The sequence below is a fragment of the Paenibacillus sp. FSL P4-0184 genome, from assembly GCF_038004625.1.
Lineage (GTDB): Bacteria > Bacillota > Bacilli > Paenibacillales > Paenibacillaceae > Paenibacillus_AQ.
The window spans coordinates 355888-380242 of sequence record NZ_JBBORN010000001.1 but is presented as its reverse complement, the minus strand read 5'-3'; the positions used below and the strand labels follow the sequence as shown (position 1 = coordinate 380242).

The following is a 24355-nucleotide window of genomic DNA, read 5'->3' as shown; positions in this document are numbered from 1 at the left end:
GTGAACACCGTGTGTGCCGCTACAGGGGATTTTTGGCGCACAAGAAGGTACAATGAGGGGATAAAGCTGCTAGATTGATAGACGCGAAAGGAAATTCAAGAGATGAGAGAAAAGATATTAATCGCCGATGATGAGCGAGAAATCGTCGGATTTATGCGCGATGCGCTTCAGGATGATGGGTATGAGGTATCAGTGGCTTATGACGGCAAGGAAGTGTTCGATCGACTGGGAGAGACGCCTGACTTAATCATCCTGGATATTATGATGCCGCATCTCGATGGGCTCGAAGTATGCCAAGCGATACGTGACCGGGTCTCGTGTCCGATTCTGTTCTTAAGCGCGCGCTCCAATGAAGCGGATCGGATCCAAGGACTCGCCGTCGGTGGCGATGACTATATCGTGAAGCCTTTTAGCATGCAAGAATTGAAGGCAAGAATAAGAGCGCATCTTCGTCGGGAGCAGCGGAGCCATCTTGATCATCAACCGAAGCTGCTGCACCATGGCGATCTCACGATGGATCTGGACAGCCATCAGGTATTCTACCAGAACCTTCCGATTCCGCTGACCAGCCGGGAGTTCGAATTGTTCCGGCTTCTCTTCATGCATCCGAATCAAGTATTCTCGCGGGAACAAATCTATGAGAAGATCTGGGGATTCGATGCGGAGGGTGAAGCAGCCACAATTACCGAACATATCAAAAATATCCGGGCGAAGCTGGCGTGCGCAGCACCGGAGAAGACCTTTGTTACAACGGTATGGGGGGTAGGATACAGATTCGAAAGGAAGTAAAGGCAAGTCGGAAACCGCTGCGCAGACAGTTTATGGGCGCATTTACACTCGTTCTTTTCTATAGCTTCATCGGCTCGATGCTGGTTTGGGGCAGTACTCTTTATGTTTTGATTAATCAAACGGACAAGAGCATTCTACCAGCCAATTATTATGAGCAGCAAATTCCCCAGATTCTAGGTTATGTAGATCAGCAAAAAGACGCCTTATTATCTCCTTCAAAGCAGAATGCGTTGGAACATGTTATTCTGACGAAAGGCATGCAGTATCAAATCGTGAATCTGAAGGGGCAAATCGTCTACGGCTGGAAGGGGCAGACTTTCGTCAACAGCCCGGAGGAAGTGCTAAGCAAGCTGAACCGTAGCGAGAAACAGGGCGGGAAATATATCAATTACCACCCGATCCTTGATTCGCAGAAAAAATTAAAGGGGATGCTGGTGCTACGATACAGTTTAAGTGTATCCTCCAACAACCCTGGAAACGGGCTGCTCGTTATGCTTATTTTGTGCAGTTTGATCGCACCGTTCTTCTTCATCGTCTTGTTCTCTTTTATTTTCGCGAGAAAATTGGGTAAACGGCTCGAACCGTCGATCGCACGGATCATCGGGGGAGCTAGACGAATCCAGCAGAATGACCTGAATTTCTCCGTCGCAGGAGCAGGTGGGTCGAAGGAGCTGATCGAGCTCTCCGATGCCTTCGAAGAGATGCGGATCGCGCTGGAGCAATCCTTGAAGTGGGAGTGGAAGCTGGAGCAGGAGAGACGCGACATGATCTCTGCGATTGCCCATGATTTGCGGACGCCGCTGACGATCATTCAAGGTCATGTAGACAATTTAATCGAGAGCGGTGCACGCCGTCCCGAACGGCTGGAGAAGTACTTGTTAACCATTCAGAACAGTACGCAGCGTGCGGACAAAATGCTGACGGAATTGCTGTTCATGAATAAAATCGACACGCCTGATTTTGTCCTCCAGTATACGAGAGCGGATTTACTCGCCTTCTGTGAGCGGAAAAAAGATGAATACGCATTGTTATGCCGTGAGAAGTGGATTGCTTTTGACTTCTCTTATGTGAATAGGCGATGCGACCAAGAACAGCAGTTTCTTGTGGATACATCACGGTTGGAGCAAGTATTCGATAACGTGATTACCAATAGCTTGCGATTTACGCCAGTGGAGGGAAGGATCGAGTGGACGGTCATCGTAGAGGAGACGCAGATTACCTTTGACATGAAGGATACGGGGAAGGGGTTCAGCGCTCTTGATTTGCGGCGAATGTTCGATAAATTCTACATGGGGGATCCGTCTAGATCTCTAGACAAAGGTCATTCCGGGCTTGGATTGTATACAGCACAGTTGCTCATTACAAAGCACGGAGGGCATATCGAAGCAGGAAACCGTGTCGAAGGCGGCGCACAGGTGATCATAACGGTGCCATGTAAAAAAGCCTGAAGAAACTCATCATACGAGTCTTCAGGCTTTTGCTGCAATAATTCGATAAATTTATGGAACGCGCTTGTCTTGAAATGATCCCGTCGATAGATGAACTGTACGGTCACATGGCGGTAATGATCGGGATGGTACTGCACCGAGCCTTCCGATTCGGAATCAGACGAAGCTGTATGTTTCTGAAGATGCGTATGTCAATGGAGAATCGAAAGCTGCAGTCAATTATAGTTCGGTCAATCCTAAGCCCTTGGACTTATCGAGGGTCGAAGTGAGCGGCAATTCGATCCGGGAGGCTCAGCAACTCGAGCTGAAAGCGCAATGATTCTGCACAATCTGCTTGCAATCAAGACTGAAAAATAAGCATTCGTAGCTAGGGCTTTGGGACGGTTCAGTAGAACCATTCCAGAGCCCTTTTGACGTTTACAGAAGTCTCCGGATGACCTCTTAAAATTAAACCGATTGTAATGACGTTTCATTTCACCTTGGTTTGTGAATAATAGGGGATTGAATAGAAAGGAGCATTAGAGATGCAGGCGCATATGGATATTGTTCTTCGTACTGTGGTCGCTATGATCATGCTGCTAGTGATAGCTAAGATATTGGGGAAACAAACGATTTCTAATTTGACGTTTCATGATTTTGTGACAGGCATTATATTGGGATCGCTTGCGGCAAATTTGGCTTTTAATAAAGACCTGAAGTCGTCATATATGATCGTGGCGCTCATTGTTATAACTGCTACGTCTTTTCTACTATCTATCATAGCTATAAAGAGTCGTAAAATGAGAAGCTGGATCTCTGGTTCACCTACGGTACTTATCGAAAACGGGAAAATTCTTGAAGGGAATATGAAAAAGGTAAGGTATTCACTAGACTCCTTGGATCAGGCACTGAGGGAAAAAGAAATTTTTAATCTAGAGGCAGTAGAGTATGCCGTATTAGAAGATAACGGAATGGTATCCGTCTTAAAGAAACAAGAGTATCAATATGTTACTCGAAAAGATTTGAAGCTTCTTTCGGTTCCTCAGAGCTTTCCCGTTGAGTTAATTATGGATGGCGTCCTCATTGAAGAGAATCTTGAGAATAATGGACTGACCAAAGAATGGCTGGAGAATGAATTAAGACGTAAGGGAAAACGAATCTCCGATGTATTTTACGGGGTAAGAGGAACGCAGCGGCAGCTCGTTTTTGATTATTATGAAGACGGGATAAACAAACCGATTGATAAAGAATAGATTCATTCATATTGGAGATTGACGGATCGCTGAGGACCGCTCTATAATGTTTGTATAATTATTAATTAGTTAATAAAAATATAAATGTTGAAGGGCGGAATTTATTCATGGCGGATCGCGCAATCCTTAACACAGACATTCGCAAAGGTACGATAAACAAAAATATTTATGGACACTTCTCTGAGCATCTGGGACGTTGTATTTATGAAGGCATTTGGGTCGGAGAAGATTCACCGATTCCTAACACTAACGGTATTCGTAATGATGTTGTGAAAGCGCTTAAAGAAATACAAATTCCAGTACTTCGCTGGCCGGGTGGATGTTTTGCAGATGAATATCATTGGAAAGATGGTATTGGTGATCGCGAAGCTCGTAAACGTATGATCAATACGCATTGGGGCGGCACGGTTGAGAACAACCATTTTGGTACACATGAATTTATGGAATTATGTGAGATGCTGGAATGTGAACCTTATATCAATGGTAATGTGGGAAGTGGTACGGTTCAAGAGATGTCCGAATGGGTAGAGTATTTAACCTTTGGCGGTGTCTCACCGATGTCTGAGCTTCGCCAGCAGAACGGTCATCAAGAGCCTTGGGCTGTCACTTATTTTGGCGTTGGTAATGAGAATTGGGGCTGCGGCGGGAATATGCGTCCAGAATATTATGCAGATCTTTATCGCCAATATCAGACGTATGTACGTAATTACGGGGACAATCGTATTCACCGGATCGCTTGTGGTCCTAACGTGGATGATTATCACTGGATGGAAGTTCTGATGCGTGAAGCTACACGCTTTATGGACTCGATTACCCTTCATTATTATACGATTCCTGGTCCAGCATGGGAGAATAAAGGGGCAGCAACAGGCTTTGAAACTAGTGAATGGTTTAGTACTTTAGAGAAGGCCCTTCGCATGGATGAGCTGATTACTAAACATGGTGTTATTATGGACAAATATGACCCAGATAAAAGAGTAGGCCTTATCGTTGACGAATGGGGAACTTGGTATGATGTTGAGCCGGGTACGAATCCAGGATTCCTATATCAACAAAATACAATTCGGGATGCCCTTGTAGCTGGCGTAACCCTGAATATTTTCCATAAACACAGTGACCGGGTACGGATGGCAAATATTGCGCAGACCATTAACGTACTTCAAGCAGTGATTTTAACCGAAGGAGAAAAAATGCTGCTAACGCCTACCTATCATGTATTCAATATGTTTAAAGTCCATCAGGATGCTGAGTTGTTGGATTTAACAATCGATAGTGGGACTTACAGCTTTGAGGGCAGCGAGATTCCTGAAGTATCTGCTTCAGCTTCCGTAACAGACGCAGGGATCATTCATGTCAGTCTATGCAACTTGAATCACGCTGCATCAGCTACTGTACCCCTCGAGCTACGTGGCCTTTCCGGGCAGAAGGTTGAAGTGACAGGCACTACGCTCACAGGTAACAAGATAGATGCTCATAATACATTTAGTCAGCCAGATGCTGTCGTACCGCAAGCTTTTACAGCCTTTACACTTGAAGGTGATCTTCTTAATGTAGAGCTGGCTCCAATGTCAGTAACTGTGCTGGAGATTACGCCGAAGGCATAAGGTGGTGTTATCATGTCAACAACATCTGCATGCAAGGGGTGCCGCGACGATTATAAGGTTACCGATGCACAGATAGAGCGAATCCTGTCATCATCCATGTTTAAGACAGAGCTTTGTGTTCCAGATGAGGTTTATGCTGAACGGATTTCTCTTTGCGGGACTTGTCCTAAGCTGCATGAGAGTGTGACTTGCGTAGCTTGTGGATGCATTATTCCTGTTGTAGCTAAGCTTAAGGAACGTGGCTGTCCACTGCCTGGTGGCGGATTATGGGGACCCTTCATTGAACATGAAATAAGGTAAAATAAGAGCCGCATTCGACTCTCCAACGGGAGATGAATGCGGCTTTATTCATGGGTATCTGTGTAGAATAGCTCAACGATTAGATCATCATTATAGTTGCCAAAGCCTTTGCCAAAAAGGGTAATGCCGCCAATATGCTCGGCCTCTTCATCGACGGAAAGCTTGAAAGTCCATTGCTTGTTGCGAATGTTCACTTGATCCAGCGTAACGTCGGACAGTTTCAGGCCGTCCATAAACGTGCCTTTAGATGTAATGCGCAGCTGCTTAAGAAGGCCGTATTGATTCGTGAGTGCTGGCCACCAAGCTGGCGTGTATTTACCACGTCTATCTCCGTAGTCACCCGGACTTGTCCAGAATCCAAGCTGTACTCCGTTCAGTGTGAAAGTGATGTCGGAGGGCCAATTATTATTAATGGAAGGCGCTTCGGAGGCAATCTCCATCGTAATGATTAGCTCCTCGGGCTGTTGACTGGAGAGAAGGAAGTTAGGAATTTTATATTCGATATATCCTTTGCCGAACCAGAGAATACCAGCATTCATACGCTCGAGATCCCAGAAATAACGGGGATCATCAAAGCTGCCAATCACTTGCTCTGTAGTGGCAAGACCGCAGGTAGGCTCGATCATGAAGTCGGAATAATGTCCAACAGGAATCTCCTTGCGGTAGCTTTTGCGCTCATTAATTTGTCTGCCTGGAAAGGTGATCTCGGCACTTTCAGCAGCCAGCGTACAGATCTTTTGCAGACCACTTCGTCCAGGTGCCATATGTGTCTGGATAAGTCCTGCAGCTTCTAGCTTACGCACATGCATTGTCATAATGGCGCTGCTCAAATTTACCGCTGCGGCCAATTCCTTGACATTCATTGGGTTCTCGGCAAGCAAGCGCAGCAGGTGCAGACGAACTGAACTGGCTAAAGCTTCGTAGACGGGAAGAGATTCTTCCGACAGGTCAAGTTTCATAGATGGCCTCCAATTTAGTTCAAGACGTATAGTTAATGATTATATTATTTAAATGCTTGTTTTACAATACGAAGGTGAGAAATTTCCTAGACGCTCATTCACTTTGATCGCGTGACTTAAGATAAAAAGAACGGAGCCTGAGGCTCCGCTCTCTTTCCAAATGATGATTCTCTTAATTTACATTTGAGTTATATTCGGTCAGTATTTCGTCTGATTTGAGTGCTCTGCTGTAAATCTTCAGTTCATCAATCATTCCCTTATAAGGTACGTCCCAATAGTTTACGCCAAGAGCGAACACACCATTCTTGTTCTTAAACACATTCGGGAAGCCCTCACCGGAGAATTGCTCAACTCCGTCGAGGTATACCTTCACGGTACCGTTGTTAACCGTAAATGCTACATGCGTCCATTTATTCTCTGGAATCTTCATAGCGGAAACAGCATCATACCATGCCTCGCCAGACCATAGCAGTGTTTTACCTCCGCCGTTCTGTGGAACGAAGCTAATCCAGCTGTTTATCGAAGCAGCACCGAAGAAGGTTGTTGTTGCATCAGTAAGCTGCTCAGGGTTTAACCACATAGATACGGTATAGGTATTGCTGTCTATTAATCCATTAGGTAACCGGATTCCGGAAACACCGTCAAATACTGCTGCTTGAATAGTGATACCGTTACCGTAAGTGATGTTACCTACAGTTGGAGCCTCGATTTTTATTCCCGTAACCTGTCCAGTACCGACCAATTGGAGGGAGTCATCAAGGTTTCCATCAAAAGCATAATAGGCTACTTTTCCATCCGTAACGTTTACCTTATAGTCTGCTGAGACACCACTACCATCAGCCGCAGTGGCTGTAATCACTGCTTCGCCACCTACCGTTAGCGCTGTTACAGTTCCGGTTGTAGCATCAACTGAAATGGCGCTAGGATCACTAGAACTCCAAGTAAGTTTCTTATTTCCTGCATTGGTAGGCAGTACTTTTACTTGAGGGGTAAAGGTATTACCCACAGCCACATCCATTTCAGCATCATGGATGGTTATCGTACTTACTTTTACATTACTGTCAGGCTCACCGTTTACCAGCAAGTCTACAGCTTCAGCGGAAAGTGCACTTTCGTAGATACGCAGGTTATCAATCAAACCTTTGTAAGGGATATCCCAGTAGTTTACACCCAGTGCGAATACTGCATCTGCGCTGTCAAATACATCCGTAAATCCTTTTCCAGTGTACTTCAATACTCCGTTCACATACAGCTTCACAGCACCAGCATCGTAAGTGAAAGCTATATGCGACCATTGGTTAACTGGAATCTGCATGCCTGCTTCTGCATCGTGGAAGGTTTGGCTACCAAACCACATCCGGGTAGTAGCTCCACCGTTTCCATAAGGCAAGAGACTAATCCAATTCGTATCTGTTGTAGCACCAAAGAAGGCTGTAGTGAATTGAGTCAGTTCTTGTGGGTTAAGCCACATGCCTACTGTGTAGGTGTTGCCTTTAATCAAACCATTGGGTAGGCGAATACCGGAGCTACCGTCGAATTTAGCTGCAAGACCAACTTCACCTGTCTCATAGGTGATGTTCCCGCCAGTATTGTTAATCCGATTGCCGGAAATTGTACCCTTATCAGTACGATCTCCGTTCTCTGAAAGATCTCCTTCAAAATCATACGCTGCCACCAAACCGTCTTCCAGTATATTTCCAGTCAGTTCCATTACAATGATAGTAAAGGTCTTAGTTGCAGTAGACTCACCCAGCGCAATCGTAGCAGTAAGTTCAATCGTTGCGTTTCCGAGTCCTTTTTCAGGACGAACAACTGAACCATCGTTTCCTACTACGGCTTCATTGGAAGACGACCACGTAATGACTGTTCCTCTTACGGCCTCAGTTGGGAGCGTAAGATCTTTGTATACTTTACTTGTGTTGCCCAAGCTTAAACTATCTTTAACATTGGATACAATTTGATCTGTGCTCAGCAGTTCAATTTGGCTGCCCCAGACGGTAACACCCTTATTGGACATGGCTGTGAAAGTCATAACATTGCTCTGACGAGTGGAATCCCATTGTTTTACGAATACACCTTTGTAGAGATTTTGTACAGTAGCTCCGTCTTCTATTTCATTGATGAGCAGGTCGGCGTAATACTCTCCTTTTAGCTCCCAAGAACCGGTTACGGACCCTGTAATGGTTCCATCACCTCGCAGTTCGATAGCTGTTGTGGATTTAATTTTAGCAGAAGTATCTTTCCCGTGATTCACGAACTGATAAGCTCCAATAACATCCTCCTGCATAACAGCTGCGATAGTTTCACCAGTGTAACGATGAGGAGAAGTGAGCGGCCATCCATCTTCGTTGGTGAACATTTGATGCACACGAAGCTCATGTGTTTCACCACGCTGCGGGAAACGAGTGTGGAAGAAGTTGAATATTTTACCCGTCTCTTCATCATAATTCACTGAATTATGGCCTGATGCAGCATAGCCGTAAGTTTGGAAGTCTGGGTCACTATTCACGTTCGTGAACATGAAGTTACCAAGAACTTTGTTGCCAATGGCCGAATGGTCATTGCTCGTTGCCAGCACTGCACTTTGTCCGGCAGCATCCAAATAAGGACCATCCGGATTCGTTGAACGGAACTGACGCATATTGTATCCACCGTCGGACGCAAGTCCTCCATAAGTTACATATAAGAAGTAGTAATCTGTATTCTTGTCGTAAACGATATACGGACCTTCGCCCGATTTGGTCATACCGCCAGAAATATGGGTACCGAAATACCGGTCGATTAGACGTCCATCAGCGGTCGTTCCGTCTTTACCCGGATATTTAGGCTCGCCGGTAGCTGGATCGATTTCTAGAATAAATATACCGCCTGACCATGATCCATAAGTCATCCACAGCTTGCCGTCTTTATCGTAGAATAACGTCGGGTCAATTGCGTTTGTATACGTTTTGTTCTTATATGAACCGCCTGCGTCAAACCAATCTGGGTTGGCATCTTCTAATGTTCCGTTATCAATAAGCTTTTGAATATTTGTGTTTGTCCATTTTTTATTAATTTTGCTGTTAGTATCGTAATCTTCTTCCTTGGTGAAGCCGGAATAAATTACGGTATTTCCATAGGTATAAGGACCTTCAATATTTTGCGAAGTGGCAAAGCCAATCGCTGAGCGGATGTAAGTGGAAGAAGCACTATAATACATCATATAAGCGCCAGTGGTCCCGTCCGCATTCTTATAATTCTCATTCCAGAAAACGTCTGGAGCCCATATGGAGAATCCGCCTTTACTGTCAGAATCGTTCTCTCCAGCCCATTTAAAGGATTCTGCCAGATTCGCGGAAAGATCACCAAAGAGTACGTTGCCTGGTGTTGTATAACCATTTGTGAAACGAGTCCAGTTCAGCAGATCATCCGATTTGGCCGCATCGATATGAGACCCGAACACATAATACGTTCCTTTGTCTAAAGCCACCGAAGGATCATGTACAGAAACATTGGTGAGTGCTGGTGCCGTTGCTGACGGACCCGGCGTAGCAGTAGGAGTCACTGTAGCTGTTGGAACCGGAGTAGTAGTAGGTGTAGCAACAGCGCCGCCGTCCGATCCACCAGAACCTGAACTACCAGAACCAGACGTTGCCGTAGCTGTCGGAGTAGGTGTTTCAAATTTGATTAGGTTATTGTATTTACTGTCAAAGCCAACCTTCCCGGTGCCTTGGATAGTAATCATATCGTTTATACCAAGGATAAGATTCTTGATTGCTGCACCAGCATCTACACGTAGCTTGGCTAATTGGTTCAATGTAACTTCAGTAATATTGCCTGCAGCTAGATGTAGTGTAGGCACTCCTAACGCTCGTACCTCAGCAGAATCAAAGTTTCCTCTCAGCCTGATGATTGAATCGTTCGGGAGCGTATTCTCTATAACGACCCGGCCGAAGCCTGCACCCGTCAAAGTAGTATCTTCCTCAAGCATTACACCGGTATGTACACGTACACTTGGTACGGCACTCGTTCCTTTAGTAACGACGCGGAGTTTCCCATTACGCTTATCTACAACCATGTCACCTGCGTTAGAGTTACTAAGTACGATACTATTTTCGCCGCCGCCGGATACGAATATTGTTCCTTTAACAGTGACGTTATTCAGCGTGATATCGCCTTCTGCAATACCTTCGGTAAGGTACAGGTTTCCGGAGATGGTGGAGTTGTTCAACTCAACACCCGGGCTACTAATTACCATATTCTGAGTGGTAATCCCCGTATAACTGCCGCTCTTAGAAGTGATTTCCCCGGCCAACTTCTCAATCATACGCAGTGCTTCCGCTCTTGTTACGGCTTTTGCGCCTTTAAAGCTGCCGTCACTATAACCATTCAAATAACCTTCACCAAATAAAGATAATACAGCTTCTTGGCTCCATGAGGGTAAATCTTCAACATCTTTTGGTGCAGAGGTATTTGCAGAAGAATTGAGCTGGAATAGTCTGTGCAGCATAACCGCGGCTTCTTGACGACTTACTACCTGTGTTGGTCGGAAGGTGCCATCGCTATATCCTGATACATATCCTGCAGCCGAAGCTTTCTGGATATCGCTGTAATAAGCACCTGACACTAGTACATCCGTGAAGGCAATTTCTGATTTTTCCTGCAAATTAAAGACCCGATTGATCAATGTGACCCATTCCGCGCGGGTGATCTCTTGATTCGGTTTGTAAATTCCATTTCCATAGCCTGAAATCAAGCCCTTATCCACCCAGGATTGAAAATCTTTCTGTGCCCAGTGGCCCGAATAATCGACAGCCTGTTGTTGCGTGGATGGTGCGATTGTTTTGGAATCGCTTGCAGAAGCTGCTGAAATGAATGGTGCAGGTACTAGCAGCGTGAGTGCAAGAAGTGAAGCGGTTAGCTTACGAGTTGTTTTCCTCAAATTCATGATCCTCCGATTCTATTGATTAGAGATTGCGGCGGTACGAAAAATGTAAAACGCTTACAATAGAACTACTAAAAAAACGTTTTTCACAAATCAAAATGGATTTGTTTTATGTTTATACAAACCATATCGTGGAAAACGTTTTATATTGATCCCATTTTAAGCATGATATTAGCATATAGTCAAATAGAAATTTATGAAACGATGAATCTATTTATATTTTTATTGATAAAAGGGTAGTTGGGTTTGGATAGCGTATGAAAAGTACTGCAGATTACTACTGGAGTTGTGGAAAGTGAAAGAAGGTGGGAGAAGTGGGCGATAAAGAGATGGATAGGGGAAAGTGATAGCTGGTTCATATCACAGTACAGATAGGGGGGGCTAAGGAAGAATAAATACTAATTAGTTGTTCGCCCCCATGAAAGAACCAACCTTGATACATGTGCGTACTAGAAGAGTTTAAAGGTAATACATTTTGAACATGATATCTTGATCATGATTTCCGAATTTTTTTCCGAAAATTGTCGCGCCTCCGACGTGTTTTGCATCTTCCTTCACTTCGATCCGGAAAGTCCATCGGTCACAGGTCGTATCTAAATCCTCAATCGAAACGGAAGACATGGGGTCACCGTCAATGTATGTTCCATTGTGATTAGTAATTCTAATCGTTTTTAGTAATCCATACTGGTTAATATTGTGCGGCCACCACTCAGGTGTGAATTTACCTCTTGCATCAGCAAAATCCCCAGGGCTTGTCCAAGTACCTAATTCCAAGCCGTTCAATGAAAAGGTGATGTCTGAAGGCCATACGTCATTGGCAAATGGAAATTCGGAAGAAAGCTCTAGGCTAATTTCAAATTGCTGCAAGGTTTCATCTTTTTTCAGAAAATTGGCAATGTTGTATTGAACATAACCTTGGGTAAACCATAGAATCTCTGCATCGACTCTTTTAGAATCCATGAAATACTTAGGTTCGTCTACTCTGCCGATAAACTCTTTCTCTGTGGCAAGTCCGCATGTAGGCTTCAGATCATAATCCGTATAATGACCAATCGGTACCGATGTCTCATAGGAGGCAAAGGAATGAAAGATTTTTTTAGGGAAGTTAATCTCAATATGGTCGACTCTAAGAATTGAGATTTTTTGCATTCCGGATTTACCAGGAACTTTTTCTGTTTTTATGATTCCTGCATCTTCTAACTTTTTAATGTGTTTTGTTACGATGGGACTGCTTATTTTAAGTTCTTCTGCCAAATCTTTGATGTTCATCTTATTTTTGGAGAGTAACTGAATGATTTTTATTCGTACTTCACTTGCCAAGGCTTCATAAACAACGAGAGAGGACTTGTCTATTTCCAATTGCATTTTATCCACTTCTTTCAAAGTAATTTCATATACTGTAAAGTTTATTAATCTCTATATAAAGTAACACGAAAGGTAACTGAAGTAAATAATATATCGCTTTCATCTCGTCTTAATGAACTAAAAGGTTAACTAAGTTTTAAAAAAATCTATTAAGTTTATTTAAAAGTTATTGACTACGCTTTCAAAGCAACTGTATACTAAGTTTAAGTTAATCGTTTCCAACAAAGTTAATGTGAATGATTATCTTAACATTACAGCTGCAGGGGGAGAGAGTAATGAAAAAGAGATTTGGAGTAGTATTAGCAACGGTTCTAATGTTAACGACAGTGTTAGCAGGATGTGGTGGTAAAGATGATAGTAAGACGATTACGTTCTGGACACCGCTGACTGGTGATGATGGTGCTTATATGGATCAAATCGTTAAAGACTACAATGCAACGAATCCAGAAGTTAAAGTGAAGCACGTTATTACAGCTGATATGTACACAAAAATTTCTACCGTTTTGGCTTCCAGCAAAGGTGTCCCTGATTTAGCAATTATCCACGCTGACCGTGTACCTGGGTTTGTTAAGCAAGGTGTCTTAGAATCCATGCAAGATACTGTATTGCCAGCACAACCTGAACTAAAAGCTGAGAATTACTTACCACAAGCTTGGAACACTGGTAACATCGACGGAACGCAATACACAGTACCTCTTGATATCCACAGTAACGTAATGTATTACAATAAAGATTTGCTCAAGAAATATAATGCTGAATCTTTCTTGGATGATAACGTTGTTACGATTGATGAAATGCTTTCCTTACAAGGTAAATTGGATGAAGGCGACTATGTAGTTAATGATGCTTTGCTCGGATGGGTTATCCTGGCTCAAATTCAAAACTTGGGCGGAGATATTCAGGTGGATGGCAAACCTGCTGTTAACTCCCCAGTATTTAAACAAGCCTTTGAAGACGTTAAGAAAATTGCTGATGCTGGTTTGATGACTCCATTTGGTGAAGACGGTTACTTGATGTTCCAATCCCAAAACGTACTCTTCTCCACAGACGGAACTTGGAGTTCTACCGCACATGCTGGAGTTGAAGGCTTGAACTTTGGTGTGACTAACATTTATTCTCCAACCGCTGATAAATTCACGAATAGATCTTCTTCTCACTTGTTCGCTATGCTTAAGAACGATAAGAGAACAGATGAAAAAGAAGTAGGGATTGCTAACTTCTTAGAATATGTGCGTACAAACTCAATGGAATGGGCAAAAGCTGGTCAAAACGTCGCAAGTAACGTAGTTAACCAAAGCCCGGAATACCAAAACTACATGCAATCCTTCTTTACTTCTAATGAAAAGGAAATTGAATCCCTTTACATTTACACATATGAGTACTACCCATACATTGCAGAAGCAGTAGATACTTATTGCGCAGATATCGTTCGCGGTAACGTTGATCTAGATGAGACCTTGGCAACCATGCAGAAGTTTGTAGAAGATAAGATCGCAGAAAGCAGCAGTGCAGCGAAATAAAGCGAAATAGAATAGATTGTACGAAGTAATGTGCCGTACTGTGGTGCATTACTTTGTGCAAAAGGAGAAATGAAATCCTATGAAAAAGAAAATAAACTGGGCACCTGCCTTCTTTGTAGGTCCGCACGTCATTTTGTTTGCTATCTTCATTTTATTGCCAACGATTTATGGGATTTATGCTTCATTTACAAAGTGGAATTTAATGAGTGACCCGGTATGGGTAGGCTTTGATAACTATAAGGCCATTCTTTTTGATGGCAAATCAACGTTTCATACTCAATTTTTCAGAGGTCTGAAAAATACATTGATCTTTGTGGGTCTCTCTGTTCCATTATTAATAGTTATCCCATTAATGGTTGCTGTTGCACTAGAACATAAAAAAGTTAAAATGAAGAGCTTAATTCAATCTATTCTCTATATTCCAGGCTTGATTTCGATTTCTGCAGCTGCACTAATCTGGCTTTTGATCTTTAATAAGCAATTAGGGATTACTGGTAATCTATTCGGATCACAAATTGCTTGGCCTGCAAATCAGCCGTATGCGTGGATTATCATCATTGTAATCACACTATGGGGCGGTATTGGGGGCAACATGATTATTTATCGTGCTTCCTTAAGTGGCGTTGCGCAAGAATTATATGAATCAGCCGAGCTCGATGGTGCGGGTTCAATTAAAAGATTCACAAGTATCACCTTGCCATCTATTCGTTTTCCATTAATCTATACCTTTGTTATGACAACTGCCGGAGCCTTCAATGTATTCGGCCAACCGTTAATGATGACTGATGGCGGGCCTCGACAAAGTACACACGTACTCATGATGTATATTCGTCAATTAGCTTTCGGTAACGGTGAATCCATTGCAGGGATGGCATCGGCGATGGCAGTGTTATTGGGATTAGTAATCTTGGTGATCTCAGCGCTGCAATATTATGTAATGAACCGAAATGCTACATAAGGTTCTCGGGAACTAACTGATTAACAAGGAAATGGAAAAGGTAGGTGTACTATAATGTCAAATCAGGCGGTAAATGGCCTAGATAATCGTCCAGTTGTAAATAGAACAGGCAAAGTAAAAGGATCATCCAATGTCAGTATTTCAAAATATGTATCATATGCTTTTTTGCTTATCCTTTGTGTGATTTGGATTATTCCAGTAATATTCGGGATTTCCACGTCTTTTAGATCACAAACGGAAGTGGTTTCTTCAGGCTTTAGACTATTTCCTGAAACATGGGTCTTTGAGAACTATGTTACGATTCTGAACAATACTTCTACAGCCCCAATTCTACGTTGGCTAGGCAATTCATTGTTTATTGCTACAACCCACACAATCCTGGTGGTTATTGTGATTTCGATTACAGGCTTTGGTTATACCCGTATTAACTTTAAAGGAAGAGACACACTGTTCTTTACTTTGCTAGGGATCTCCTTTTTCCCGGGTGTAGTTAACTTAATTCCTTCTTATAAAATTATCGATTCCTTGGGCTGGGTAAACACTTCTTGGGCAATGATCATTCCCGGTCTTGCGGGTATGGGGAATATCTTCTTGGTCAGACAGTTTATGAACGGTATCCCAAAAGAATTAGATGAGTCTGCAAAAGTTGATGGTGCTAGTGACTTTAGAATTTTCGCGCAAATTATATTGCCGTTAGTTAAGCCGATTCTGATTGTTTGCGGGTTGTTCTCCTTTACGGGATCTTGGAATGACTTCCTCTGGCCGGTTATCGTGTACACAGATGTAGACAAAATGCCAGTCACAGCTGGGTTGCTCTTGCTACAAGATATCTACGGAAACTATCGTATGATCGGGCAATTAATGGGGTCGGCAATCTTGGCGATCGTACCAACCCTACTGTTATTTATATTTGCTCAAAAATACTTCGTTCAATCTATTAACTTGAATTCAGGTATTAAAGGGTAGATCAAATGAACATAGCTTAAATACACCTTGCCTTCTTATAAGGAAGGGTGTGTTTTGGTGACCCATAAAATTAAAAATAAAGAGAGATATAGGAGTTGTCATCATGAGAGAATTCAATGCGAAAAATCCGCTTATTGAGCAAAGGGCAGATCCATGGATCTATAAACATACTGATGGTTATTATTATTTCATAGCTTCGGTTCCGGAGTTTGATAGAATCGAGCTTCGTCGTTCTGAATCCATTCAGGGATTAGCTGAGGCTGAGGGTAAGACCATTTGGGTTAAGAATGAAACAGGCTTAATGAGTGCCAATATTTGGGCGCCCGAGATTCATTATATTGATGGAAAATGGTACGTGTATTTTGCAGCAGCACATACTTCCGATACGAAAGATGGCTTATTTGATCATCGCATGTTTGCCATAGAAAATTCATCCGTAAATCCATTAGAAGGTGAGTGGGTGGAAAAGGGTCAAATCAAAACGAAATGGGAATCCTTTGCCCTGGATGCAACCACCTTTGAACACAAAGGGGTTAGATACTACGTATGGGCACAAAAGGATCCCGATATCCCTGGTAATTCTAATATGTATATCTCTGAAATGGAAAACCCTTGGACGTTAAAAGGAGAGCAGGTGTGCATCACCACGCCTGAATATGATTGGGAAAAAATCGGCTTCCTGGTGAATGAGGGTGCGGCAGTTCTTAAGCGAAATGGACGTATTTTCATGACTTTCTCGGCAAGTGCAACAGATCATAACTACTGTATGGGGTTGTTAACCGCTGATGAGAATAGTGATTTAATGGATCCGAAATCATGGGTCAAAACACCAGAACCTGTGTTTACAACTTCTGAAGAAAACGGTCAATATGGACCGGGACATAATAGCTTTACAGTCTCAGAAGATGGCACACAGGATATCCTAGTGTTCCATGCTAGAAGCTATAAGGAAATTGTGGGAGACCCGTTATATGATCCTAATCGGCACGCGCGTGTGCAAGTGATCCAGTGGAATGAAGATGGAACGCCAAACTTTGGTGTCCCTAGACCGGATACGAAATCTTAAAATAATGCTTCTCTAGTGTGAAGAAGCTTATTATATTCTTCTATATGAAAGAGGGACGCTCCAGTAGCCACATGCTATTGGAGCGTCCCTTAATCTTATAATGGAAGATCCCGTCGTCTGAACAGTTCGATCCCTATGGCAAAAGCGAGAACACCGATCAACAGTAACCAACTAGAAACCTGAATAATCTCCACGTTTCCTTGAACGATTTTACCAGGCTGATAGAAGGAGAACAAGGTCAGGTAACGTAACCCCTCCAGTTTATCGCTTATTTTGCCTAGCAGATCCAGAGTGAAGAATCCGAAGGTGATAGCGCCGGAAATTCCAAGCGCTTTTTTCTCATCATTACAAACCGAGGATACGAGAAAAGCAAGTCCCCCCACGGCAAAAAACAATAAAAACGCTACGCTATTCAGCTGAGCGAATCGGCCGCTATTAAATTCATATTCACTGCCGAGGAACCATGCTTTACCTAATAAGCCGGCGAGTGTGGTTACACCCATAATCAGGAGCAACGCTGTTGTGAGTACAAGCGCCTGCGTGGTAGCTACTTTTCTCCGCGTAGTTGGTGCTATCAGAAGATAAGCCATAGAGCCACGATCCACAAGTCGAGCCATGAGCTGTGTCGACATTTGTACACACACAATGGATAAAATCAGTACCAGAATAAGTCCATAATATTCTCCTGAGATAAAAGCCTCAGCACTGGTGAATCCGCTGTTTAACCCAAAGGCTTTACCTACACCTTCGGGCATAGCTTTAATGAGGTCGTCAATGGCTTGTGTGCTTCCGGCGATCCCTGGATATAGCCAGATCATAAACAGAATATAGAAGGCAGAACCGAAGGCGTAATTCATAATGCCTTTGAGGTTCACCCTCATCATTTCTTTATAGAGTGGAAGATTCATTGCATGGCCCCCTCACGGTCATAATAGTCCATGAAAATGTCCTCTAGATTCTGCGTGAACACATCCATACTGCGGATATTATATTTCCCGGTCTCCTGAATGAATCGATCGTAATTACCCTGAACGGCAATGCGGACCATATTCCCTTCACGAGCCTCGACTTGCAGGCCGGAGGCGGCGAATTGTTCTGCATCTTCGCGACTCGCGAAAACAACCTCAAACAGCTTCCGCTGCATCGATTGTAATTCGTGGATATTTTTTACAGTGATGATACGTCCGTCTTTAATGATTGCAGCTCGGTCACAGGTGCGCTCAATTTCTTGAAAGCTGTGAGAGGACATTAGAAATGTGGTTCCGGCTGATTTTTCCTCCAATACGAGATCTATAAATACCTTTTGCATAAGCGGGTCGAGTCCCGAGGTTGGTTCATCCAGAATAATAACTTCAGGATTGTGCATGAAAGCTGCGACAATACCGACTTTTTGCTTCATTCCCTTTGACATTTTGCGGATCGGTGTTGCGGCATCAAATTGCAGTCGATCAATCAGGTGGTCACGTTTGGTAGTGTTCTTCATCCCTTGCATGCCAGACATGAACTTAAGGAAAGAAATGCCTGTCATCCCGTCAAAAAAGTTGATTTCACCGGGTAGATAGCCGATATGCTTCTGGACCGTACCTTGTGCTTTCCATACATCAAGTCCATGGATGCTCGCATAACCTTTGTCCGGCTTCATAAATCCCATGATATGTCTTATGGTCGTAGATTTACCCGCGCCATTAGGCCCCAGAAACCCAAATACCTCACCTTTATTTACGGTAAACGTAACATCTTCGATTCCCTTGTCATTCGAAAATCGTTTGGTTAAGCCTTCAACTACAAGCATGTCGCCACCCCCGCTGCAAAATAATGAACTATTACTAATTGGATATTTCATATGTTATATTATTCCTAGTGAATAGTGAAGTTAATTGAATTATGAAATAATTTATAATAAATATTTCATTAAATTTAAATAAGCGCACTATATAATGAAGTTAAGGGTGGATAGCATGAATGGATTTGAGAAAAGAGCCGCTCAAATAAAACTCAAAATTATGAAGACTACGATGGAGATGCTCAAGAACTGCGAGCCCAAACGTCTCCGGATCGCAGACATTGCGAAAGATGCAGGTGTCTCACAGGTGACGATATATAATTATTTTGGCAGCAAGGAAGCACTGCTTGGTGAGGCCTTTAAGGATTTTATTGAGAAGGCCATTCGCGAATTTGAAGATTACATTCATGGAGAGCATTCTCTAAAAGAGATTATTGAATACATTATGACGATGGAGAGAGAAACCTACAGTTCATTATCTCCCACGACTGTGAAGGAGCTTATGATTGAGGATCAGGACATGTTTCATTATCTTGAAGAACGGTATACAAACGACGTTTTACCATTGATGGTTAAGATGGTGGAGGATGGCAAAGCACGAGGAGAAATTTCAAATAAAGTATCCACCAAAGGGATTCTTTCATTTATGGGAATGTACATGCGAAGTTCGGGGGAAATGCTAGATGAAGCCAGCAAACAAGAAGACATAGATGCCTTCCTGGAGGAAGCCATCCATCTCTTCTTTTATGGGATTTGCGGGCGGGAACAGGAGTAGCGTGAGCTTTGCAGCCTGTTCCCTCTAATTCATCATGGAAAGAGCGGATTCCCTGTCATCCCTACCCACAGCTCGGATTGTTCAAGATGGGCTGCAAGCTGAAGCAGTAAATCTTCCCGGCCTTTAGCAGCCATTACCTGTACCCCCAACGGTAGACCCTCTTGCGACATATGGACGGGAACGCTCATAGCTGGCTGACCCGTCAAATTGGCGAGCTGGGTGAACGGTGTGTAGGTTAGGCTTGGTTTAAACATAGCGTAAATCATTCGCTCTTGTTCCTCTTTCGGCAACTCATGTACATGCAGCAGTTTTTCGATTTCAGCAGAGCTATGCGTTAACTCGCCAATCTTAGGAGCTGAATCCGCATTTGTTGGTGTGATATACAGATCGTAGCGGTTAAGCAGACCTGCCATTTGAGCGGCTGCAATATCCCATTCATCCAGACTATGCACAAATTCTGCCGCAGAGACTTTTCTTCCGGCTTCCCCAAGGACCCAAGTAACGATATCGACTTCACTGGAAGTAATGGAACGTCCCATCATTTTTTCCAGCGATACGAACATCGCTGCCACTTCGCCAGTATTCATCGTATAGTAATTCTCCATCAGCCTAACACCATTTACTGGACTTAGCTTTTCTTCAACTTCATACCCCTCAGCTTCGAGCCATTTCACAGTTTTGAGCACAGCAATGACTGCTTCATTCGTTACAGGAGTGCCTACTGGAGAAGCTGTTGTGAACGCTATGCGTAGTTTTCGCTGTGCTGGTTTGAATAGATCGTCTAAGTAGACGCCCGGATATAGAGGTGTTTGAAAAGCAGCCTCTGGCTGCACAACCTGTAGTAGATCCAGCATGGCAGCACTATCGCGTACGGACCTTGTCAATGCAAAGTCAATAGAAGCGCCTTGCCATTGACGACCGACACCTGGTCCTACTGGAGTACGTCCACGGGTGGGCTTCAGTCCGAACAAGCCGGTGAACGAGGCAGGGATACGGATCGAGCCGCCACCATCACTAGCACCCGCTGCCGGAACAATACCAGAAGCTACCGCCGCAGCTGCACCACCACTTGAACCGCCGGGGGAATATTCAGGATTCCACGGATTACGTGCCGGGCCATGAAGGACGTTCTCGGTAATGTTTTTGAGACCGAATTCTGGTGTATTCGTATGTCCAAGCGGAATGAATCCTCCGTTTCTGATTCGTGCTACGTAGTTCGAGTCACGTCTGGCAATATTGTCTTTCATAAGCAAGGCACCCGAAGTAAGAGGTTCTCCAGCGATAGCTTGGGAGATATCCTTGAGCAGAAAAGGAACGCCAGCAAACGGGCGAGTGCTATCATGAACAGGCATATCGTCAGCTTCCTTAAGAGCAGCTTCTCTACGAGTACGTACGACCGCATTAAGAACTGGATTAACTTCATCGAGCCGAGCGAAAGCGGCTTCGACAAGCTCACGAGGGGAGACTTCACGTGCTTTGACAAGCGAAGCAAGCCCTAGAGCGTCATATGTAGAATAAGAAAAGGACATGATAGATAACCTCTTTCGAATAGGCGTGAATTGCCTGTATTTTATATATAACAATGTATCATTTATCGTCAGTAAAGGACGACCAAGCCCTTTCTTCTGATCCCATTATACATCTCGATAGTAATGATTTGAAAATGGATATCTGACATCTATCAATTCTTTTTTAAGCCCGATTAGGCTATACTTAGTGTTAAATGGATCTTATGGGGTGTACTGATGAACGAAGATAAATATCAGAATGTTGATGGACTAATGGAAGCTTTCCAGCAATTTGCCAGGATGAATTGGCGTAAAACTACAGTCTGGGGTTTGAAGCCAAGTGAGGTTCGGATGTTGGTTTCTTTAAAGCTCGGCAAGGAACGGGAAGGGAAGAAGGGCCAGACCGTATCCGATATCAGCAAGTTTCTTAAAGTCACTTCTCCTACGGTTACACAGATGGTCAATAGTCTGATTGCACAGGGATATGTAGTGCGTTCTGCCGATGCCCAGGATCGCCGAATCAGTGAGATCACGCTTACGGAAAAAGGAGAGCATTTGGCCGAAATGGCCGTGACGAAATCCCGAAATACCTTTAAAGGCATGATAGATTATATGGGTAGAGAAAAGACAGATTCGTTAATGGAGCTGTTAAACGAAGTCTACGATTATTTCGAAGAATTGAACGATCAACCAACCGAATCCTAATCTCCTTCACATAAAAAAGAGATGCCGCACAGCCAAAGCTGTTTACGGACATCTCTAATGTATATTTATTTGTGATTAGTGTGCAGCAGGTACTGACTTTTCAAGGTTTTTGCCTTCGCTTTTTCCCTCTGCAGTTACCTCTGTTTTTTTCTCACCACTTCGTAACGGAATCTCTTTAAGGAACAGGACAAGCAATGCTGCAATGACTAACAGTGCCGTGCCGCTTAAGAATACAACCGTCAGGGAATCGCTTAGTGCGTTTCGCAGCATCTCAATCAATTGATTGAAGAGCGGCTGGATTTGCTCTGGCAGCGTTGTGTGCAGTTCCTTCAGCTTAGGCTGATCTAGCAGCATTTGCGGATTCATAAATGCGGAAAGCTGTTTAGCGGATTCAGGGTCAAGTTTGGTTAAATCTGGACCCTTACCAGAGGACACTGCTGCCTCTAGTTTATTCGTTAATGTAGTGTTCATGATGGTACCCATAATAGCGATACCAATGGTTCCGCCTAAATTACGGAACAAAGTATTTGTAGCAGTAGCAACCCCTAGCATGGAGGGAGCTACAGCATTTTGCACGGTTAAGGTAAATACAGGCATCGATAGTCCTAAACCAATCCCGAAGACAATCATGCTGACTACGGCCATCGCAATGTTGCTCATAAAGGCCATTATGATCATGGCTACAACCATAAATGGCATACCCATCAGGGCATAACGCTTGTATTTACCTGATTTGGAGATCCATCTTCCCACTAGCGTACTAAGTACAATCATTGCTAATGACATCGGCATATTAATGAATCCGGAGTTGGTCGGGGAGACACCTTCTACACCTTGGACAAAAAATGGCAGATAGATCATTGCGCCCATCATACCAGCATTCATCAGGAAGCCGACAACCATGGAGATGGTTACGATGGAATTCTTAAATAAGGATAATGGCAATACTGGACTTTTAGCTTTTCGTTCAATCAGAATTAAAATAATAACTCCGAGAATAGATGCCCCGAACAAGCTGAGAATCTCTGGGGAACCCCATTCATATTTTGTACCCGCCCATGAAAAGCCGAGCAAGAGTGCAACAATGGTAAGGGAAAGGAAAATAGAGCCTAAGTAGTCAATGGATTCTGAAGTGGAGCGTGCAGTTTTAGGGAACATTTTCCAAATCATAAAGAAAGCCACGATACCGAAAGGCAAGAAGATCCAGAAGATCCATTTCCAAGCCATGTGATCTACCATGAAGCCCCCAAGGGTAGGACCAATTACACTAGAGAATCCAAATATGGCCATCATAATTCCAGTCCACTTGGCTCTCTCTCTAGGAGCGAACAAATCACCTACAGCGGTTACGGTAGCCGACATTAGAATCCCGCCGCCAAGACCTTGAATCCCGCGATAAGTGATCATTTGGAAAATATTTGTCGACAATCCGGACAGGAAAGCGCCTATAATAAAAATAACGATCCCCGCTAAGAGGAATGGTTTTCTTCCATAGATATCGGATAATTTGCCGACAAGTACGGTAGCGATTGTAGAGGTGAGCATATAGATGGTAATTACCCAAGTATAATGTTCAATGCCTCCTAACATCGCAATAATTCGGGGCATTGCAGTACCCACAATGGTCTGGTTGATTGCTGCGAAAAACATAGCCGCCATTAAAGCAATCATAATTGTAACTTTTTTCTTTTGCGTAAGATGCTCCAGAGCTGTTCCTCTCCTTTAACTTCTATATATTGTAGTTTGGGAATTCATGTCTTAATAATTAGGTAGCCAAACTATCATTTATGTATAATACACAAATTCATCATTTAGCACAACTGTTTAATTATTTAATTTTTATGGAAACAGAATGTGATTTGGACTTGATTTTTTGGAAATAGGTAAGTAATCTAATTAGATTGAGTTAAATTGGAGGTGCCCTATGGATACTCAAAATAGTCAAGAGCAAAAGCTAATTATAGCCTTTGAAAATATTAAACGTTTGACCTCTCGTCCGTCCTCAAAGGAAGTGATTTCGTATAGAGAATTTATGATGATGTATGTCATAAACAATTTGATGAAGCGAAAGAAGCTTTCAGACGAAGTCGAAGAGCAGCAGGGAGTCATGATTTCTAGATTAAGCGACTTGCTCCAAATTAGCAGGCCTACTGCGACACAAATGGTTAACAGTTTGGAGGAGAAGGGTTACGTGGTGCGAACAACGTCCGATACCGATCGGCGGGTTGTATATATTGGTCTGACGAATAAAGGGGAGCAGATTTATGATTCCCAGATGGCTACTTTTTCAGGTATTTTAAGTGAAGTTACGGAAAAGGTGGGTAAGAAAGAAATCGACCAGTTGATTTTTCTGTGTGATCGTTTTCAAGAAGCGGTGCATGAAGTCAGAAGCCGCCAGCTTTTTACTCAATCCGATGAAGATCCGCTCGTTATGGATTCCGTATAGCGACCAT

The 24355-nt window shown here is 43.4% G+C and carries 18 protein-coding genes and 1 pseudogene; 12 read left to right on the top strand and 7 right to left on the bottom strand.

The annotated features are described in order from the left end of the window. The first annotated feature begins 102 nt into the window (after positions 1-102). The 5 genes and pseudogenes from MKY52_RS01540 (at position 103) to MKY52_RS01520 (ending at position 5373) form a co-directional block, all read left to right on the top strand. Positions 103-789, top strand: coding sequence for a response regulator transcription factor (locus MKY52_RS01540; protein WP_076284294.1), 687 nt, complete (start codon positions 103-105; stop codon positions 787-789). Further along, positions 720-2237: a sensor histidine kinase gene (locus tag MKY52_RS01535; protein WP_341049430.1), complete on the top strand. Its 1518-nt coding sequence runs from the start codon at positions 720-722 to the stop codon at positions 2235-2237. Before MKY52_RS01540 ends, MKY52_RS01535 begins: the two co-directional genes overlap by 70 nt. A gap of 524 nt (positions 2238-2761) precedes the next feature. After that, a pseudogene (locus tag MKY52_RS01530) lies at positions 2762-3331 on the top strand (DUF421 domain-containing protein); the annotation flags it as partial. A 245-nt stretch (positions 3332-3576) separates the two neighbouring features. Beyond that, positions 3577-5073, top strand: a complete 1497-nt coding sequence (locus tag MKY52_RS01525; protein WP_341049427.1) for an alpha-N-arabinofuranosidase — start codon at positions 3577-3579, stop codon at positions 5071-5073. 12 nt (positions 5074-5085) lie between these two features. After that, the gene (locus MKY52_RS01520; RefSeq protein WP_042186032.1) at positions 5086-5373 is read left to right on the top strand and encodes a hypothetical protein; all 288 of its coding nucleotides are present in this window, start codon (positions 5086-5088) and stop codon (positions 5371-5373) included. A gap of 44 nt (positions 5374-5417) precedes the next feature. On the opposite strand, the gene MKY52_RS01515 is transcribed toward MKY52_RS01520, so the two are convergent. From MKY52_RS01515 to MKY52_RS01505, 3 genes are all read right to left on the bottom strand, one after another. Further along, positions 5418-6332: an ArsR/SmtB family transcription factor gene (locus tag MKY52_RS01515; protein ID WP_042186033.1), complete on the bottom strand. Its 915-nt coding sequence runs from the start codon at positions 6330-6332 to the stop codon at positions 5418-5420. 172 nt (positions 6333-6504) lie between these two features. Continuing rightward, positions 6505-11253 (bottom strand): LamG-like jellyroll fold domain-containing protein, encoded by a 4749-nt coding sequence (locus tag MKY52_RS01510; protein WP_341049425.1) that lies wholly within the window; start codon positions 11251-11253, stop codon positions 6505-6507. Between the two features lie 462 nt (positions 11254-11715). Next, on the bottom strand, positions 11716-12621 hold the full coding sequence (locus MKY52_RS01505) for an ArsR/SmtB family transcription factor (protein WP_042186035.1): 906 nt from the start codon (positions 12619-12621) through the stop codon (positions 11716-11718). Between the two features lie 275 nt (positions 12622-12896). Between MKY52_RS01505 and MKY52_RS01500 the strand changes: the two genes are divergently transcribed. From MKY52_RS01500 to MKY52_RS01485, 4 genes are all read left to right on the top strand, one after another. Next, positions 12897-14141 carry an extracellular solute-binding protein gene (locus tag MKY52_RS01500; RefSeq protein ID WP_341049423.1) on the top strand — a complete coding sequence of 415 codons (1245 nt, stop codon included), beginning with the start codon at positions 12897-12899 and terminating at the stop codon, positions 14139-14141. A 79-nt stretch (positions 14142-14220) separates the two neighbouring features. Continuing rightward, entirely contained in the window at positions 14221-15099 is an 879-nt protein-coding gene (locus MKY52_RS01495) for a carbohydrate ABC transporter permease (protein WP_341049422.1), read from the top strand. A 54-nt stretch (positions 15100-15153) separates the two neighbouring features. Further along, on the top strand, positions 15154-16065 hold the full coding sequence (locus tag MKY52_RS01490) for a carbohydrate ABC transporter permease (RefSeq protein ID WP_042186041.1): 912 nt from the start codon (positions 15154-15156) through the stop codon (positions 16063-16065). 103 nt (positions 16066-16168) lie between these two features. After that, complete coding sequence (locus tag MKY52_RS01485) at positions 16169-17131, top strand: glycoside hydrolase family 43 protein (protein WP_341049421.1); 963 nt, start codon at positions 16169-16171, stop codon at positions 17129-17131. 95 nt (positions 17132-17226) lie between these two features. On the opposite strand, the gene MKY52_RS01480 is transcribed toward MKY52_RS01485, so the two are convergent. Further along, positions 17227-18039, bottom strand: coding sequence for an ABC transporter permease subunit (locus MKY52_RS01480; protein ID WP_341049420.1), 813 nt, complete (start codon positions 18037-18039; stop codon positions 17227-17229). Next, entirely contained in the window at positions 18036-18923 is an 888-nt protein-coding gene (locus MKY52_RS01475) for an ABC transporter ATP-binding protein (RefSeq protein WP_341049417.1), read from the bottom strand. Before MKY52_RS01475 ends, MKY52_RS01480 begins: the two co-directional genes overlap by 4 nt. A gap of 166 nt (positions 18924-19089) precedes the next feature. On the opposite strand from MKY52_RS01475, the gene MKY52_RS01470 reads away from it, so the two are divergent. Next, the gene (locus tag MKY52_RS01470) at positions 19090-19689 is read left to right on the top strand and encodes a TetR/AcrR family transcriptional regulator (RefSeq protein ID WP_341049415.1); all 600 of its coding nucleotides are present in this window, start codon (positions 19090-19092) and stop codon (positions 19687-19689) included. A gap of 32 nt (positions 19690-19721) precedes the next feature. On the opposite strand, the gene MKY52_RS01465 is transcribed toward MKY52_RS01470, so the two are convergent. Next, a complete protein-coding gene (locus MKY52_RS01465; protein ID WP_042186059.1) occupies positions 19722-21218 on the bottom strand; it encodes an amidase in 1497 nt (498 codons plus the stop codon). 216 nt (positions 21219-21434) lie between these two features. On the opposite strand from MKY52_RS01465, the gene MKY52_RS01460 reads away from it, so the two are divergent. Continuing rightward, complete coding sequence (locus tag MKY52_RS01460) at positions 21435-21902, top strand: MarR family winged helix-turn-helix transcriptional regulator (protein ID WP_042186061.1); 468 nt, start codon at positions 21435-21437, stop codon at positions 21900-21902. A 75-nt stretch (positions 21903-21977) separates the two neighbouring features. Here the strand turns inward: MKY52_RS01460 and MKY52_RS01455 are convergent, their stop codons facing one another. After that, positions 21978-23609 (bottom strand): MDR family MFS transporter, encoded by a 1632-nt coding sequence (locus MKY52_RS01455; protein WP_445671005.1) that lies wholly within the window; start codon positions 23607-23609, stop codon positions 21978-21980. A 217-nt stretch (positions 23610-23826) separates the two neighbouring features. On the opposite strand from MKY52_RS01455, the gene MKY52_RS01450 reads away from it, so the two are divergent. Continuing rightward, positions 23827-24348, top strand: a complete 522-nt coding sequence (locus MKY52_RS01450) for a MarR family winged helix-turn-helix transcriptional regulator (RefSeq protein WP_052404196.1) — start codon at positions 23827-23829, stop codon at positions 24346-24348. Positions 24349-24355: the final 7 nt, after the last annotated feature.